14 protein-coding genes are annotated in these 17,159 nt (G+C 47.2%); 4 read left to right on the top strand and 10 right to left on the bottom strand.

All coding sequences use genetic code 11. The features are described 5' to 3' along the window. Positions 1 to 94 precede the first annotated feature (94 nt). The 7 genes from dprA to DWU89_RS04555 all read right to left on the bottom strand — a co-directional run bounded on the left by dprA (position 95) and on the right by DWU89_RS04555 (position 7,524). Positions 95 to 1,207, bottom strand: a complete 1,113-nt coding sequence (gene dprA / locus DWU89_RS04585) for a DNA-processing protein DprA (protein WP_115498500.1) — start codon at positions 1,205 to 1,207, stop codon at positions 95 to 97. Further along, complete coding sequence (locus DWU89_RS04580) at positions 1,204 to 1,611, bottom strand: acyl-CoA thioesterase (RefSeq protein WP_115498499.1); 408 nt, start codon at positions 1,609 to 1,611, stop codon at positions 1,204 to 1,206. The genes dprA and DWU89_RS04580 overlap by 4 nt, the downstream gene beginning before the upstream one ends. Beyond that, complete coding sequence (locus tag DWU89_RS04575) at positions 1,611 to 2,882, bottom strand: peptidase U32 family protein (RefSeq protein ID WP_115498498.1); 1,272 nt, start codon at positions 2,880 to 2,882, stop codon at positions 1,611 to 1,613. The genes DWU89_RS04580 and DWU89_RS04575 overlap by 1 nt, the downstream gene beginning before the upstream one ends. 159 nt (positions 2,883 to 3,041) lie before the next feature. Then, the gene (locus DWU89_RS04570) at positions 3,042 to 4,229 is read right to left on the bottom strand and encodes a 6-bladed beta-propeller (protein ID WP_115498497.1); all 1,188 of its coding nucleotides are present in this window, start codon (positions 4,227 to 4,229) and stop codon (positions 3,042 to 3,044) included. A gap of 66 nt (positions 4,230 to 4,295) precedes the next feature. After that, positions 4,296 to 5,531, bottom strand: coding sequence for a tetratricopeptide repeat protein (locus DWU89_RS04565; RefSeq protein ID WP_115498578.1), 1,236 nt, complete (start codon positions 5,529 to 5,531; stop codon positions 4,296 to 4,298). 56 nt (positions 5,532 to 5,587) lie between these two features. Further along, positions 5,588 to 7,153, bottom strand: a complete 1,566-nt coding sequence (locus DWU89_RS04560) for a M56 family metallopeptidase (RefSeq protein WP_115498496.1) — start codon at positions 7,151 to 7,153, stop codon at positions 5,588 to 5,590. Between the two features lie 14 nt (positions 7,154 to 7,167). Beyond that, complete coding sequence (locus DWU89_RS04555; protein WP_115498495.1) at positions 7,168 to 7,524, bottom strand: BlaI/MecI/CopY family transcriptional regulator; 357 nt, start codon at positions 7,522 to 7,524, stop codon at positions 7,168 to 7,170. Between the two features lie 158 nt (positions 7,525 to 7,682). Here DWU89_RS04555 and dusB point away from each other — a divergent pair, with 158 nt between their 5' ends. Beyond that, complete coding sequence (dusB, locus tag DWU89_RS04550; protein ID WP_115498494.1) at positions 7,683 to 8,666, top strand: tRNA dihydrouridine synthase DusB; 984 nt, start codon at positions 7,683 to 7,685, stop codon at positions 8,664 to 8,666. A 359-nt stretch (positions 8,667 to 9,025) separates the two neighbouring features. On the opposite strand, the gene DWU89_RS04545 is transcribed toward dusB, so the two are convergent. Genes DWU89_RS04545 through DWU89_RS04535 form a run of 3 tightly spaced genes read right to left on the bottom strand, consistent with a single transcriptional unit; the run spans position 9,026 to position 12,456 of the window. Further along, entirely contained in the window at positions 9,026 to 9,781 is a 756-nt protein-coding gene (locus DWU89_RS04545; protein ID WP_115498493.1) for a succinate dehydrogenase/fumarate reductase iron-sulfur subunit, read from the bottom strand. A 21-nt stretch (positions 9,782 to 9,802) separates the two neighbouring features. Then, positions 9,803 to 11,746 (bottom strand): fumarate reductase/succinate dehydrogenase flavoprotein subunit, encoded by a 1,944-nt coding sequence (locus DWU89_RS04540; RefSeq protein WP_115498492.1) that lies wholly within the window; start codon positions 11,744 to 11,746, stop codon positions 9,803 to 9,805. Positions 11,747 to 11,781: 35 nt separating this feature from the next. After that, positions 11,782 to 12,456, bottom strand: a complete 675-nt coding sequence (locus DWU89_RS04535; RefSeq protein WP_115498491.1) for a succinate dehydrogenase/fumarate reductase cytochrome b subunit — start codon at positions 12,454 to 12,456, stop codon at positions 11,782 to 11,784. Positions 12,457 to 12,810: 354 nt separating this feature from the next. Between DWU89_RS04535 and DWU89_RS04530 the strand changes: the two genes are divergently transcribed. The 3 genes from DWU89_RS04530 to DWU89_RS04520 are packed head-to-tail and all read left to right on the top strand — an operon-like array spanning position 12,811 to position 16,778. After that, on the top strand, positions 12,811 to 14,715 hold the full coding sequence (locus tag DWU89_RS04530; RefSeq protein WP_158543328.1) for a tetratricopeptide repeat-containing sensor histidine kinase: 1,905 nt from the start codon (positions 12,811 to 12,813) through the stop codon (positions 14,713 to 14,715). A 4-nt stretch (positions 14,716 to 14,719) separates the two neighbouring features. After that, entirely contained in the window at positions 14,720 to 15,838 is a 1,119-nt protein-coding gene (locus DWU89_RS04525; RefSeq protein WP_115498489.1) for a sensor histidine kinase, read from the top strand. A 13-nt stretch (positions 15,839 to 15,851) separates the two neighbouring features. Continuing rightward, positions 15,852 to 16,778: a DUF6807 domain-containing protein gene (locus tag DWU89_RS04520; protein ID WP_115498488.1), complete on the top strand. Its 927-nt coding sequence runs from the start codon at positions 15,852 to 15,854 to the stop codon at positions 16,776 to 16,778. Positions 16,779 to 17,159 lie beyond the last annotated feature (381 nt).

Below are 17,159 nucleotides of genomic sequence, written 5' to 3'. Positions count from 1 at the left end.
AGGTTAACAAAGTTGGTTAGGGGTTGTCGTGAGACAGCCTTTAATTGTTTATAGGGGTTTCGTTTCTATTTTACCTGATGAAAATAGTGCCCGGTTAGGGCAGTTTGTAGATATTTCCCGGCAGCGTTTTTATCTTTCCGTTTATTTCCAGTTCGAACAGCAGCGTTGTGAGTTGATAGACCGGCATATCCAATGCTAAGGCAAGCTGGTTGATATGCATCTCCTTTTCTTTCTGCATGATTCTCAGAATCGGGTTTTGTTCGGCCAACGGCTCCTGGTCGGAAAAGAATAGTTCCGTCTGTACGGGTGTTATCGGTTCTTGCACGTCCCAGCAAAGAGCGGAGATCAGGTCGGCGGCAGAAGTAATCAATCCGGCTTTGTTCTGTCGGATCAGGTTGTTGCAGCCTTTGGAATGGCTGTCGCCGACACGCCCCGGAAAGCTGTAAACGTCCCGGCCATACGAGAAGGCGATATCGGCCGTCACTAAGGAACCGCCTTTTTCGGCTGATTCGACGACAATCGTACAATCAGACATACCGGCTACAATCCGGTTCCGGCGAAGGAAATTAGGACGATCCGGCTCCGTCCCGCTGGGGAAATCAGTCAACAGGCCTCCGCGTTCCAACATCTCGACAGCCGTAGAGCGATGGCTGGACGGATAAATGCGGTCCAGGCCGTGTGCCAATACGCCGACGGTCGGCAATTGGTTTCGAAGGGCGCTCCGGTGGGCACAGATATCGATGCCGTAGGCCAATCCGCTGACGATTAATAAATCGGGGATAATTTGGGAGAGGTCTTTCAGGAGCGATTCGGTGAGTTCCCTGCCGTATTCGGTGGCATTGCGCGTTCCGACAATGCTGATGATCCGCGTTGCATCCAGATTGGTATTTCCCTTGAAATAGAAGAGGACGGGAGCGTCCGGACATTCCCTGAGGCGAGCCGGATAGTTCGCATCGGCCAGGAAGTAGCAGGAAATATGGTTCTTTTCGATAAAGACCGCCTCTTTTTCCGCCCGTTGCAGCACTTCCGGGCGTTTGATTTCGGCAGCTAAGACGCTGCCGATACCCGGGATTCTCTCCAACAACTGTTGCTTTTCAGCGAACACGGCCTCTGCTTCTCCCAATGTTTGCAGGAGATGGCGCGCCAGGATGTCTCCCACGCCGTTGATCATAGTAAGGCCGATTTGGTAAATCTGTTTTTCTGTCATGTATGTTCTATTCTTTTTAGCATTTCATCGAAATATTCGCCGCGTGTCAGTTTCCCGTTCTCCACGATTACCGACTCTACGATCCCTTTTGTTGCCAACGCATTGTCGGAAGCCCGGTAAATGTCCTGTTCGAAGACCAGTTTGACGCCTTTCTTATACACGTTGAGGCAGGAGATATAGCTGTCGCCGCTTTTCAGGGAAGTTTTATACTGGATTTCTACCCGCGAAACGAATCCGTCCACTCCTTTCTCATGCATCTTTCCAAAGTTCTCGCCGAGCGATTCCAGGAATTCATGACGGGTATGCTCCATATAATGCTGGTAGTTGGAGTTGTTGACAACTCCCTGCAAGTCACATTCGTAGTCACGGACTTTGTCTGTCAGTTTAAAGAGATATTCTTTCATTATTCAAACGATTTTTCGAGTTGAACTTTTTCCATTTTATATAGCCGGTCGGACGGGCGGATCTTCTCGTTTACCTTAAAGGAGAAACGTTCGCCCTTGACGGTTTGTTCTACCGGTTTGAGCTCTACGCGGATCTCGTCTATCGTCTGCATAACAGCGCCTGTAGTCGGTCCGGTAATCAGGATTTCATCGCCTGCTTTCAGGGTGCCGGACTCCATTTCAAATTCGGCCACACCGATCTTGTCGAAGTATTTGATTCCTTTGGCGACATAAACTTTCTTCTTGGTCGAGCCGGAACCGTATTTGCTGCTCCATTCGCCTAAGCGTTGCCCCAGGTAATAGCCGTCCCAGAATCCCCGGTTGAACACGCTGCTGAGGCGTTCGTCCCAGGCAGCCACTTTTTCTTCTGTGAAAGTACCGTTGCAGTAAGCGCGTACGGCTTCCTTATAGCATTCCGTTACGAGGCGCACATATTCCGGTCCGCGTGCACGCCCTTCTATCTTGAACACCCGCACGCCTGCATCCATCATCTTATTCATAAAATGAATTGTTTTCAGGTCTTTGGGCGACATGATATATTGGTTTTCGATATCCAGTTCGATGTTGCTGTCTTTATCTTTTACCGTATAGGCGCGGCGGCAAATCTGCATGCAGGCTCCCCGGTTGGCGGAAGCGTTCATCTCGTGCAGGCTCAGATAACATTTGCCGGAGACGGCCATACAGAGGGCGCCGTGGGCGAACATCTCGATACGGATCAGTTTTCCTTTCGGGCCTTTGATCTGTTGCTCGACGATCTGGCGGTATATCTCGTGCACCTGTTTCAGGTTCAGCTCGCGTGCCAGCACGACCACGTCGGCAAAGCGGGCATAGAATTTCAGGGCTTCTGCGTTCGAGATATTGAGTTGCGTGGAAAGGTGCACTTCCTGTCCGATGCTGTCGGCATAATTCATGGCGGCCACATCGGCTGCGATGATGGCGGAAACCTCTGCCGCTTTGGCTGCATCGATGATTTCACGCATCAACGGCAGGTCTTCTCCGTAGATTACCGTGTTTACGGTCAGGTAGCTTTTGATGCCGTGCTCGCGGCAAATGGCTACGATCTTACGCAAATCGTCTGTCGTAAAGTTATTGGAAGAGCGCGAACGCATGTTCAGCCCTTCGATACCGAAGTAAATAGAGTCGGCTCCTCCCTGGATAGCCGCCATCAGCGATTCGTACGAACCGACGGGCGCCATTATTTCAAAATCTTTCTCGTTCAAGTTATTATACATTTACAGATTACTCTTGCAAAGGTAGGAATAATATCCGAGAAGATGTGCATTTGCATCCGCCTCCGGTTCCATGGGCATGCAACTTTAGTTTCATGGGCATGAAATAGTTTTTCCATGCCCATGGAATTTTTGGCGGATGCCCGGGGCTGTTTATGCGGATCAGCGCAAATGGTAAATCGTGACGAGAGGATTCGAGTCTTCGGTTATCTTTTGCAGGACCGGGTGTTGCTTCAGCTCCGGATATTTCTCTTTCAGGTATTCGATCTCTACGGCGGTGTTGAGTTGTACCATCAGTTTTTTACCCGGATAGGAATAGTACGGCCAGACAGGAAGGCCGCCGTCTGTCTCGTTATGGATGCCGATACCCGTCAGAATCCGGTTATGTTTAAACAGTTCCATGGCATCGATTGAAGATTTTTCGTGGCATACCGCTCCGGTTTCCTTGTCCAGGCTGAATAGATGGAATCGTGACTGGTTGTCGGCTTCGAAACATTTGACAATGTAGCGGCGCGGAGTCTCGAAGAAGCGGGATATCCAGTATTTCCCGTCTACGATCGCACCCGGTTCGGAACGTACCATCTTCTGTTCGTCGGCGGAAAAGCCGAAATCGATGCGGAAGGCAGGATGAATGCCGTCCATTCCCAACTCCCAGACTGTATCGATGCCGGCAGAATAGCAAAGCATGCCGCCTGTGCCTCCGTTAAAGTTCCACTCTCCCAGCAAAGTTTCTTTTAATGGCAATAAATCCATGTTTCCGACAGTCTGGCGGATCGCAATCGTATCGTCTGTCGCCAAGTTGAAAACGCCGAGACTGAATATGCCTGGCGTATCCATCGGGATACTTTCACGGCCCATTTCGGCCATCGTGTTGGGACCGATGCAATATTGCCAGAGATACGGGCGCAATGTATTTACCTTTTTAATAAACTCGCCGTCAAAAGAGTAGAAAGAGGTGGAAAAAAATTCGCTGACGCACAGCAACCGGTTCTCGTCGTCGACCGAGAGCGAGACGATCTGCGCCGTTTCTCCCGGTCCGTTTCCGGTTTTTGCGACGCTGCGGACAAAGTGTCCTTTGCGGTCGAACTGCAAAATACCGTCCTGGCGGGTGGAATAGATAAAGACATAATCGTCGGAAACAGCCAAATCCAGTATCTCGGCGATCAGGGATTCGTCTGTCAGTTCCAACGGAACATATTCGATTGATTTTATCTCGTCTGAAATCTCTACCCGGTCTGATGCAAAATTAGGGTTCGTCAGATCGAGTACCGGCAATTTATCGGTGGAATTTTTCGATCCGCATCCGGTCAAAGCAACAACGGCTATCAGCCAAAACAACATCTTTTTCATACGCTTTTTTCGGGCAAAAGTAGGAGTAACGGTTTTTCTGGCGGTTTCACATCAGTTCACATCTGCTTAAAAATCACGAATAAAGGCGTCGCATTGTTCCGGCGTTCCCTTTTCACCTGTCGTTTTCTGATACAGGCGGACGCGTCGCATCGAAATGGCCTGGTTGGTGCAACAGAGCAACATGGCGGCTGTAGAAGGCGGAACCTCCATTTTGATCAGGCAACACATCCGCCATTCCTGTTCGCTTAATTTCGGAATTTTTCTTTTCAGCCGTTCGCGAAACTCCGGATAGGCCCGGTTGAAGGCTTGCAGCAATTCTTCCCAGTCCTTAGGCGTCGGTTTCCATTCTTCTTTTCTGTGGAAACGGAGATAAATCTCGGAAGAGAGGAAATCTGTTTCGGACAAACTATCAGCCGTTCTTTTCAGCCGGTAGCGGGAATAACCCCAGGCTCCCGTTCCGCAAGACACTAAGAGGGCGATCCAGACGTACATTTGCCCCTGTTGTGTCTTTTGCGAGTCGGATAAACGCGCTTCCCATTCTTTCTGTTCCGAGGTGCGGAGAAGTTGGGTGACTTGGTTTTGTTCCATTTCTTTACGCAAGGCATCCTGATAATGCAGATAGCTTTTATGATAAAAGTCCGCTTGCAGGCTGTCTCCGCGGCTTTGGGCAATCCGTGACAAAGCTGCATAGAGATGTGGATGTGAAGGGGGAAGCCGGCTTAAATTCTTTTCCGCTTCCTTCAGCTGTCCCCAGCTGATTTGCAGGTCGGCTAAGGCCAGATAGAGTTCCGCATTCTCTTCTTGGGAACGTGTTTGTTCCAGCTCTGTTTTCAGAATGGCTTCCGCCTCTTTCTGTTTTCCTGTTTGCTGTAATATTTGGGCCTGCCTGATCCGGCAACCGGCTTTTTGGTAGTAGTGAAAAGCGCTGTCTGTTTGTCCGGATAAGGCATAAATATCGGCCATCTCCCGGTAAAGAGCTATCCGCAGGGAGTCGCAGGCTGTTCCTTCGGCATAAGCCAATGCTGTCTTTTCGCTTTGCAGCGCTTTTGGTTTGAGAGACTGGTTCCGGTAAATCTTTCCCGTTTCCAGATAGGCGAGGGAAAGGGCCGTGCTGTCCTTTTCTTTTTCCGCCTGCCTGATCGCTTGCCGGTAGGTTTCCAATGCCGGAAGATATTGCAGCTGTTCCTTATAGAAGGCCGCTTGCCGGAGAAGTGTTCCGGTTGTTGCAATATCTTCCCGGCCGGTTGGCGTACAGGCCACGAGAAGACAGGCGAAAATGACCAGCCTTATTTTATGTATCATCGTATTCCTTGTTTTGAAGGGGTAAAGATAATACATTCCTCAAGAATAAGGATTTATTATTTCTTCTGTGTCACATATTTCACGCCATCCAGTTTGATTCTGTCTTTCAGGAACTTTTCAACTCCCTCAAGCACTCCGTCCGGAGTCCATTTATAGGTGGTGATGGTGACAGTTGAAATATCGTCGGAATAGATTTTATCCAGTCGTTCGTTTATCTTTTCACCTGTCTCGAGGTAACGTTTGTAAATGGTTATTCCTTCCTCTTTCTTTCCGCTTTTGTAATTTAGGGTGACGTAAGCATCCGGTGCAGGAGGTGGTGGTGGCGGGGTTGGCAGCGCATTCCCGTTGTCATCATATCCCTGCGCTTTCGTAATATTACATTTGATATTGTTCCTGTCGAATAAATCCTTCATTTTCTCTAAGTAGCTCATAGGCACTTTGGGAGTATGCGGACAGATAATTACTTTGGTTGCAGCGGCGAACCTTCCGTTTTTTATCGCTTTCTCTGCAATCTCCAATGCTTTTTGTTCCCCGACACCATAGATGGATATGCCGTCTATCACTTCCTTTCCCTCATTATTATTCTTGGTAAAAGACAGATAGACATTGTAATCATCTTGGATATCTTTCTGTAAATTCGTACTTTTGCTTGCTGTAGGCAAGGGCTCTTCGTTAACCTGTTCTATGACTGCCGGAGCAGGAGTTTGAACAGGTGTCACTACCGTTTCCGTACGGGCGAATGCACTTAAGGCCGCAAGGCCTGCCGGGACCAGGAGCACGAGCTTCAACCGGGCCCAATTGTTCGATTTCTTTTTTAACATCATAGTAATACGCTTTTTAATTTTACTGTGGTTAAAGCTGTTGGCAAGAGTGTAGAGGCTGGAGCCGACAGCTTTTTTCACGAGTAACAGTTGATATTTTGTTGCATCGATGCCTTGATTGAGTACGCCTTTGTCTGCCTGGTATTCGTGTATGTCCCGCAGTTCCCTTTTGAGCAACCATACTGCCGGGTTACACCATTGCAGAAGAATAATCATTTCCATATAGAGCAGATCGGCCGAATGGTTATAACGGAGATGCATTTTCTCGTGTGTGAGGATTTCTTCCGGATGGTTCCGGTAGTCGTCCCCGGAGAGAAAGATGTAACGTCCCCAACTGAAGGGGGAAATGGGATCGGCTATCAGGACTAACGTATATTTCCCGTTTTTCTGCTTCTTCCCTTTCCGCATCAGTTGATACATTTTCCGGAATGAAAGGACAGTCGTGGACAGGCATATGCAACATCCTGTCAGATAAGCGATGCCGATAAGTTTTATCCAGGGAATAGCGGCGTTGTCTGTTGGAGTAACTGTCGCTGTTGTTCTATTTTCCTGAATGGGCGTTGTGTTTACCTCTTCTTTCAGGAAAACCGTTTCCAACTGGCTAACCGGTTGGCTGAGCGGAAGAGGTTGCGTGGTGGTAATCCTGCAAAACGGTAGCAACATGCAAACGCCTGTTCCCGCCAGCAATATCCAACGGTTGAACCGGAAAAAGGTATCGTTGCTGAACAGCGCCTTGAAGCAGACGTAGAACACGGCCAGGCAAATGCCGGATTTCAGTATGTATAGAAGAAAGGCTTCCATAAGTGTTGGTTTTATTATTTGTTCTTGATCTGCCGGATCAGCTCCTGCAATTCGTCTACCGTGAGCGCTTCTTCCTCGATCAGAGTAGAGACGACACGCGTATAGGAATTGTCGTAATATTTGCCGATCACCTGTTTCAGCGAGTTTCGCCGGTATTCGTCTTCCGATACCAGTGCGTAATATTGGTGCGTATTGCCGTACACCTTGTATCCGATATATCCTTTTTCTTCTAACGAACGGACAATTGTCGACAAGGTGTTGTAATGCGGCTTGGGCTCTTCCTGCAAGTCGAGTAATTCCCGTACGAACAGCGGGCCTTTTGCCCAGAAGTAACCTAATATCTCTTCTTCTTTTGTTGTTAATCTGACCATAATCTGTTTCTTATTAGCGGAATGCACAAATATAACTATATTATTTAGTAATACAACTATATTGTATAGTTATTTTACTATATTTCTTAGTAGATATCCTTTCCCCTCTGTTTTTGGCAGAAAATCAGTACCTTTGCGTGCGTATATTAAGTTATAAGATGAAAATAGGAACAATAGATTTAGGTCAACATCCCGTCTTCCTGGCGCCTATGGAAGATGTTACAGATATTTCTTTCCGGTTGATGTGCAAACGTTTTGGTGCGGATATGGTGTACACCGAATTTGTTTCGGCAGACGCTCTGATCCGCAGTGTCAACAAGACGCAGCAGAAGTTGAATGTGGCAGACGAAGAGCGTCCGGTTGCTATCCAGATTTACGGGCGCGATGTCCCGACGATGGTGGAAGCGGCACAAATCTGTGAAGCGGCGCGGCCGGATATTCTCGATATTAATTTCGGTTGTCCGGTGAAACGTGTGGCCGGAAAAGGAGCAGGGGCCGGAATGCTCCGTAATATTCCGCTGATGCTGGATATCACGCGTGAAGTGGTAAAAGCAGTCAAACTTCCCGTTACGGTGAAAACCCGTCTCGGATGGGATGCCGACAACAAGATCATTGTCGATTTGGCCGAACAGTTGCAAGATTGCGGTATTGCCGCCCTTTCCATACACGGACGTACACGGGCGCAGATGTACACGGGCGAGGCGGATTGGACACTGATCGGCGAAGTCAAGAACAATCCCCGGATGCATATTCCTATTATAGGAAATGGCGATGTCACTTCTGCCGAGATATGCAAACAACGTTTTGAGCAGTATGGTGTGGATGCCGTGATGATTGGCCGGGGCAGTATCGGTCGCCCCTGGATTTTTCGGGAGGTGAAACATTTTCTGAATACAGGCGAATTGCTTCCTGCCGAGTCTTTTTCCTGGTATCTCGACATATTGAAAAAACAGGTCATACAAAGTGTCGAGCGTTTGGATGAGCGGCGGGGCATTTTGCATATCCGCCGCCATCTGGCTGCTACTCCGTTGTTTAAAGGTATTGCGGATTTCAAGCAGACGCGCGTTGCAATGTTGCGGGCGGAGACGGTGGAAGAGCTGTTCGGTATTCTGGATTCCATCCCTGAGCGCTATTCGATCTGAATGGGGAGTCCGGGAGACTTTCCTCTGCCGGAACAGGCTGTTTATTGATATTATAATAGTGTGAAATCGCGCACAATGTCAATTTTAAAAGGAAAAATGACAAATTTGCAATAAATTGTAACTAAAGGCTCTTGCATTTATAATAAATATAGTTTATATTTGCAGTGAGTTTTTTTCATAGTATTTTAGATCTAAGGTTAACAAAAAGTCTTTGCGGGGAGGGGATCGAGAGATTGTTTCGCTGGAAAGCAGCAAAAAGGCCGCATCCTATTATATGGAGTGCGGCTTTTTTGTGGACATAAAATAAGAAAGCCCGTTGTTTATCGCAACGGGCTTTTTCTATATACATATATAATGTATTAGTCTTTCAATTTCGCGCAAATAAATTCGCGGTTTAGGCGGGCGATGTTGCTGACAGAGATGTTCTTCGGACATTCCATTTCGCAAGCGCGAGTGTTGGTACAGTTACCGAAGCCCAGTTCGTCCATTTTGGCAACCATTGCTTTCGCACGGCGGGCAGCTTCCACTTTTCCTTGAGGCAACAGAGCCAACTGGCTGACCTTAGCAGAAACGAACAGCATAGCCGAACCGTTCTTACAAGCAGCAGCACATGCACCACAACCGATACAAGCAGCAGCATCCATAGCCAAATCAGCATCAGCCTTAGGGATAGCAATTGCATTTGCATCAGGCACACCACCTGTGTTTACAGATACGAAACCACCTGCCTGGATGATTTTATCGTAAGCATAACGGTCTACCATCAAGTCGCGGATTACCGGGAAACCGGCTGAACGCCACGGTTCGATCGTGATTGTTTCGCCATCGTTGAAACGACGCATATAGAGCTGACAAGTAGTAGCACCGGTTGCCGGTCCGTGCGGGTGTCCGTTTACATACAATGAACACATACCGCAGATACCTTCACGGCAGTCGTGATCGAAAACTACAGGGTCTTTACCTTCGTTAATCAGTTGTTCGTTCAGGATATCCAGCATTTCCAGGAAAGATGTGCCCTGGTTAATGTTTTTCAGCTGGTAAGTTTCGAACTGTCCTTTTTCTTTCGGACCTTTCTGACGCCAGACTTTAAGTGTGATATTTATATCTTTATCCATGATTCTAATTTTTGAAAATTGTTACTTCTTGTAGTTACGTGTCTGAGGTACTACGAATTCATAATTCAGATCTTCCTTCAGCATAACAGGATCTTTGTCTTCACCCTGATATTCCCAGCAAGATACATACATAAATTTATCATCATGACGAAGAGCTTCACCTTCTTCTGTCTGATGTTCAGTACGGAAGTGACCACCACAAGACTCGGCACGATCCAATGCATCGTGAGCCATCAGTGTACCGATCTCGATAAAGTCTGCCAGACGCAATGCCTTTTCCAATTCCACGTTCAGGTCTTCAGCCTGTCCCGGGATATGTACATTTGTCCAGAATTCCTTCTTCAGGTCTTTCAGTTTCTGGATAGCTTCTTTCAAACCTTCGGCATCGCGGGCCATACCGATGTATTCCCACATGATGTGACCCAGTTTCTTATGGATAGAATCGACAGATTCTTTACCCTTGATGCTCATCAATTTCTGGATACGGTCTTTGATAGCCTTTTCAGAAGCTGCGAACTCAGGCAGGTCGGTGCTGAAACGCGGAACCTGGATCTGGTCGGACAGATAGTTCTGGATTGTATAAGGCAATACGAAGTAACCGTCGGCCAAACCTTGCATCAAAGCAGATGCACCCAGACGGTTAGCACCGTGATCAGAGAAGTTGGCTTCACCGATAGCGAACAGACCCGGAATGGATGTCTGCAATTCGTAGTCTACCCACAGACCACCCATCGAGTAGTGCAGAGCCGGATAGATCATCATCGGAGTTTCATATGGATCATCGTTGGTAATTTCTTCGTACATATCGAACAAGTTACCATATTTTGCTTTTACAACATCTTTACCCAGGCGGTTGATAGCGTCGGAGAAGTCGAGGAATACGGCCAGACCCGTGTTGTTCACACCGAAACCGGCGTCGCAACGTTCTTTGGCGGCACGTGAAGCTACGTCACGCGGAACCAGGTTACCGAATGCCGGATAACGGCGTTCCAGATAGTAGTCACGGTCTTCTTCGGGGATGTCTTTACCTTTCTTCGTTCCGGCCTGTAATGCTTTTGCATCTTCCAGCTTTTTCGGTACCCAGATACGACCGTCGTTACGCAGTGATTCGGACATCAATGTCAGCTTGGACTGGTAGTCGCCGTGTACAGGAACACAAGTCGGGTGAATCTGTACCATACAGGGGTTAGCGAAATAAGCGCCCTTCTTGTAGCACTGCCATGCAGCAGAACCGTTGGAAGCCATTGCGTTGGTAGACAGGAAGAATGTATTTACATAACCACCTGTTGCAACCACTACGGCATGAGCGGAGAAACGTTCGATCTTACCGGTGATCAGGTTGCGTGCGATGATACCGCGAGCGCGGCCGTCGATCTTGACAACGTCCAACATTTCGTGACGAGTGTACATCTTCACTTTGTTCAGACCGATCATGCGGCTCAAAGCGGAGTAAGCACCCAGCAACAACTGCTGTCCCGTCTGACCGCGGGCATAGAACGTACGCGATACCTGAGCACCACCGAATGAACGGTTGTCCAACAGACCGCCGTATTCGCGGGCAAAAGGAACGCCTTGTGCTACGCACTGGTCGATGATAGAGTTGGAAACTTCTGCTAAGCGATAGACGTTAGCTTCGCGGGCACGATAGTCACCACCTTTGATTGTATCGTAGAACAGACGGTAAACAGAGTCGCCGTCATTCTGATAGTTCTTTGCAGCATTGATACCGCCCTGTGCAGCGATCGAGTGTGCACGACGGGGAGAGTCCTGGATACAGAAGTTCAATACGTTGAATCCCATTTCTGCCAAAGAAGCGGCAGCAGATGCTCCAGCCAGACCTGTACCTACAACGATTACATCCAGACGACGCTTGTTAGCGGGGTTCACCAGTTTCTGGTGATCTTTATAATTTTTCCACTTCTCAGCCAACGGGCCTTGAGGAATTTTAGAATCTATTTGAGTCATAATGATTTATTTTCAATTGAAGATTTAAACCTAAATTAAGCACCTACACCATTCAGGAAGAAAATAATTGTAATAACAGCGAACAAGCCACAAATGATAGTAGCTACCCACTTAGAAATGCATTCCCAACGGTTTAACCAGATTGTATTGTTCCAACCGATAGTGTGAATAGCGGACCAGAAACCATGAGTCAGGTGGAACCACAATGCGACGAACCATACCAGATACAGCACTGTGTTTACAACATTGCCCTGGAAATAGAAGTTGATGAAAGCGGCACCATCCTGCGGATGAATGTCTCCATGAATACCTGCCAGTTCGGCGAACATCATGTTGTACCAGAACTGTGAAAAGTGCAAAATCATGAACAGGATAACAATCAGACCCAAAACAAACATGTTTTGAGAAGCCCATTCAACGCCTTTCGGACGGGCGTTGATAGCATAACGGTCATTACCACGTGCTTTACGATTCTGCAGGGTCAAAATGATAGCATACACAAAGTGTACTACCACACCAGCAGCCAACACTAATGTACCAACCAGAGCATACCAGTTAGATCCCAGCAAACCGCAAATAACATTATACGCTTCACCAGAAAATACCGCTGCTATGTTCATACACAAGTGGAACAATAGAAACAGAATTAGGAAAAGACCTGATATGCTCATTATCAGCTTCTTCCCGATAGAAGAATTAAGTAACCACATAAGATAATAATTTAAGTTATTTAATTGTATTTAGAAATTTCTTCCAATCTATGGTTATTATCGTGCAAAGGTAGGCTAAATCCACATATCACGCAAACGATTAAAGAAATATTTCGGCAATTGGATGGTTGATTTTCCAAGTGTTTTTTTGAGAGGGAAAGTTAATTTTTTCTACAATACTATTGCAGCTTTGCTACATTGTTGTATATTTGCAAAATGGTCAGGATATACAACCTTCTGATCAGAATGTATAACTTTTTGCATAGGGTAGAATAGAATAACAATTAAATCGTGGTAATGAACGTCCTGAGGAGATGTATATTTTCCGGACTATTATTCGTATATGCGACTGGTATGATCTGGTGTCAGGAAAGAGGTAATGCTGTGAACTCCTTTCCTCCCGATTCTATTCGGTTACAATATCTGAAAGATTGCTGCGAACGGGCAGACGATACGCCTGAAGAACTATTGTATCTCGACTCTCTTCTAAACGAGTCGGAAGGTCCGGAAAACCGGAATTTTAAAGCCTATGCCTACCGGAATCAAATCCGCCATTATTATAATGCTGTCGATTGGGAACAGGCCGAGAAGGTGTCGGTACCTGCTATCAGTTTTTTCCGTCGCGAACAGATGCTGGATTATCTGTTCGAAACTCAGGCAATGATTATCACCTTATATACGGACCGTGGCGAATTTGAGCTGGCCCTTCAGAAAGGACGGGAGATGTATAAGGAAGCGAAAGCAATCGGGAGTGCGGGCGATATAGCCGAGGCTTGCTATGTAATTGCCTATGCTTGTTATATCTCGGGACGGTGTAATGACGCTTTGGAATGGGCCGAACGGGGCGTTCGGTTGTTGGATGGTATGAAAGACAAACACATGAACCGGATGGAATTCTATTTTATTTTAGCGGAATCCAGCCGTCAGTTGAACCGGGAAGAGCGGGTGATCGTTTATGTCGACTCCGTACGCCGGGAACTGATCGATTTCCATTTGCTTAATCCCGACAAACCGAAAGATTATTTCTCCTATTACTGGATTTGGGTTTATTGTAATGAAGCGGATTACGAGCTTTACTGCAACCATCCGGCGGAAGCTTGTTCCTGCCTGAAGAAAGCCGACAAATATAAGCAAAGCGATATTTATGATACTTATAAGGATGGCCTCTATTTTACCTGGTCGGACTATTATCTGGCGGTAGGGGATTATGATCAGGCGACGGCGTGCCTGGACACGGCAGCCTACTATTTGCAACTCCGCCACCCGGGTGAGAATCCAGATGTCTACCGTAGAAGAGCGGTTATAGCCGCTAAGAAAGGTGATTATAAACAGGCAACCGAAGAACTTCGCCATTGTGTGCAAATTGCCGATTCCCTTAGCTGTGCCCGGTTTGACTGCCAATCTCATCAACTTCGTTCCTTCTTCCATATCAATCAGCTCGAAACAGAAAGAAAAAAACAATCGTTAGTCATTCATTTCCAGTTAATACTGGCTTTCTCCCTTGCATTGGCTCTCTTGTTGCTCTGTTATTTGTGTTACCGTTTTTACCGGATTAAATGCCTGTTGGCTGTAGCGGTGGAAGAGGCGGTGGAGGCAGATGAGAATACTTCTGTTTTTCTGAGTAATATGACCCGCGTGGTAAATGATTTCCTGCAAGAAACATCTGCTTTTTCCGAGTCTCTGATCCGTGAGACGGAGATGGAGAAAAGACAGGAATATGCTGTTTCGCTTTGTTCGCGCAACGAACTGGCACAACGTGTTATTTTCGATATTTTGGATGTTTCGAAGATCGAGTCGGACCGGATGCAATTTCATTATGAAGATGTAAACCTGGCCCGGCTGGTACGTGAAGTCTATATGAAGATGCAATCGTTTGCTACCGAGGAGGTTCATTTGAGACTGCTTCCGGTAAAAGAGATGCGGATGACGACCGATCCGATACGGCTTGCCCAGGTTTTGGAGAATATACTTCATTGTGCATTTCTGCATGCCAAGTCAGGGGAAGTCTCTTTTGGATATCAGGCGGAAGGCGAAGAAGTTGTTTTCTTTGTTAGCTGCAAGGGCATCGTCTTTTCGGAAGAGGCTTGCCAGTTTATGTTCGATCGATTGGCGCAAACGGCCAGCAAGTTAGAGAATATACAATTGGGTATGGTGATCAGCAGAGGACTTATTATGAAAATGGGCGGACGGATGTCCATGCCGGTCCGGACGGAGTCGGGATGCCGGATAGAATTTGTGATGCCTCTTAAACATATATAGAAAGATGAAACGGTATATATTCATATTATGTATAGTTCTTTCGGTTTTTCCGTTCTCTCTTGTCTCTGCCGAGTTAGAGGGGACAAGGGCTTTGCCTGACTCCACCGCGGAACAGCTCCGGAAACTTTATGATGAAGCCGTAAGGAAAGAAGAATCGGGCGACTATAAAGGAGCGTTCGATTCATACCTTCATCTGGCCGACACACGGGATTCGCTCGAAGAGGTTTTTTATGTCCGGCAGATCGACCGCCTCCGGGCTGAGAATGAAGCCCGGCAAATGGCGGAGGAAAACGAACAGCTGCATTTGAAATCGGATTTCCTGTATTTGTTTATTTCCTGCCTGCTGTTCTGCTGCCTTCTGTTGTTCGTGATGATACAGGTCAATCGCCGGATGCGTAAAAAGCTGGCGGAGGCCCGTGATAAGGCGGAACGTTCCAAGCAGTTGAAATCAGCCTTTCTTGCCAATATGAATCATGAAATCCGGACACCGCTTAATGCCATCGCCGGTTTCTCGCAGTTGTTGGCTGATGAGACGGACCCGGAAGTTTGCGAACAATATATTAGCATAATTCGAAATAATAATGTATTATTGCTGGATCTGTTGAATGATGTGGTGGATATTTCCAGAATCGAGTCGGATACAATCTCGTTTTCTTATTCGAAGGTTTATGTGCCCGACCTGGTCGATGGATTGTGCAAGGTTTACGCATTGCAGGTTGCTCCGTCGGTGAAGCTGGTCATGGAGCCTATTCCTGATCTTCATATGTTTACAGATCGCAACCGGTTGACGCAAATACTCTCCAATCTTTTGTCGAATGCTGTTAAACATACATCGGAAGGAGAAATACGGGTCGGATGTGCCTTGTCCGGGTCGGAACAGATTCGTTTCTTTGTATCCGATACCGGTGAAGGTATCCCGCATGAAATACAGGAGAAGATCTTTGCCCGTTTTATCCAGGCTGTCGCTAACAAATCAAAGGGCGTCGGATTGGGATTGGCGCTTTGCAAAGGTTTTGTAGATCACATGGGCGGTCAGATAGGAGTGGAGTCGGAGCCGGGGAAAGGTTCTGTTTTCTGGTTCATCCTGCCCTTGCGTATGCCGGATGATAACGAAGCATTATAAAAAGAATATCATTATGAAAGTTGTACCATTTTTTGTTTGTGTTTTTATTTCTTTCTTGTTTGCCGGTTGTCAACAGGCGTCTCTTTCGGTGGAGGATACCGGCAAATCGTTAACCTATAGTATGGATGGCAAGCCTTTGTTCTCCTATAATTATGCGATGGTTTATCCGGCTCCCGGAGTGGATACGGTTTATAAGCGCAGTGGCTTTATCCATCCGTTGAAGACGTTGAAGGGTGAAGTGCTGACCAATTGTTCGCCTTCCGACCACTACCATCATTTCGGGTTGTGGTATGCCTGGACGAAAACGACGTTTGAAGGCAATGAGATCGATTTTTGGAATCTCAACAAAAAGCAAGGAACTGTCCGTTTCCGTAATTTCGACCGTGTTTCCGATACCGGCTTTGCGGCGACGTTGGATCATGTTGTTTATCCGGATTCTCCCGCAGAAAAGGTGGCGATGAATGAGAAACTGGAAGTCCGTATCGGCAGAACGGACTTGCCGGGCTATTATGTCGATTACCACACAACGTTGCGTTGTGCCGGCTCCAGTCCGATTACAATGGAAGCTTACCGGTATGGTGGTATATGTATACGTACGCGCGAAGACTGGAATGACCAGACCGCTGAAATGCTTACATCCGAAGGGCTTGCCCGCGATCAGGCGGATGGCTCGAGAGCTCGTTGGTGCTATTTCCAAGGGAAAGCCGGAAACGAAGATGCCTGTATCCTGATTGTTGCCAATCCTTCCAATCTGAACTATCCGGAGCCTTTGCGTGTCTGGGACAAGACTGTCAATAAACCCGCCGGCGATGTGATGTGGAATTTCTCTCCGACAAAGCAGCAAGCTTTTACGTTGGAACCGGGTAAGGAGTTAAGCCTCTCTTACCGGATTTACGTGTTGGACCGGAAAATTGATGCGGCAACAGCAGAGAGATTGTGAGCTAACTTGCCGATAAATTAGGGGGGGCTTATTGTAAAAAATAGATTTTCCATCCCCAAAAGACATCTGAAACTAAACAAATGTTAATCCTCTTTTCAGACGTCAAAAATGCGCTTTTTCTCCTTTTTCGGGAGTTTTTCGCCATTGCGACCGTCCTCTTTGCCATTGCGACCGTTCTAATCTTCGCGAGGTGCCGAGTGCATCACCCATGAGGACGGTCGCAATGGCGATTACGACCGTCTTCTTTTGAAAAACGACCGTCCTCATGCCCAAAAGCCGCTCAAATTTCCTTGGGATATTTGAGACGCCGTCCGTTTTATTTTCAAATATTCGATTCTCCGGGAGTTAAGGTTTATCACTTTGCCAGCGTTTACGCTTTCC

The organism is Parabacteroides acidifaciens, assembly GCF_003363715.1.
In the GTDB taxonomy this organism is placed as follows: Bacteria; Bacteroidota; Bacteroidia; order Bacteroidales; family Tannerellaceae; genus Parabacteroides; species Parabacteroides acidifaciens.
Note: the sequence above shows the minus strand (reverse complement) of the source record. Positions and strands in the feature narration are given on the sequence as shown.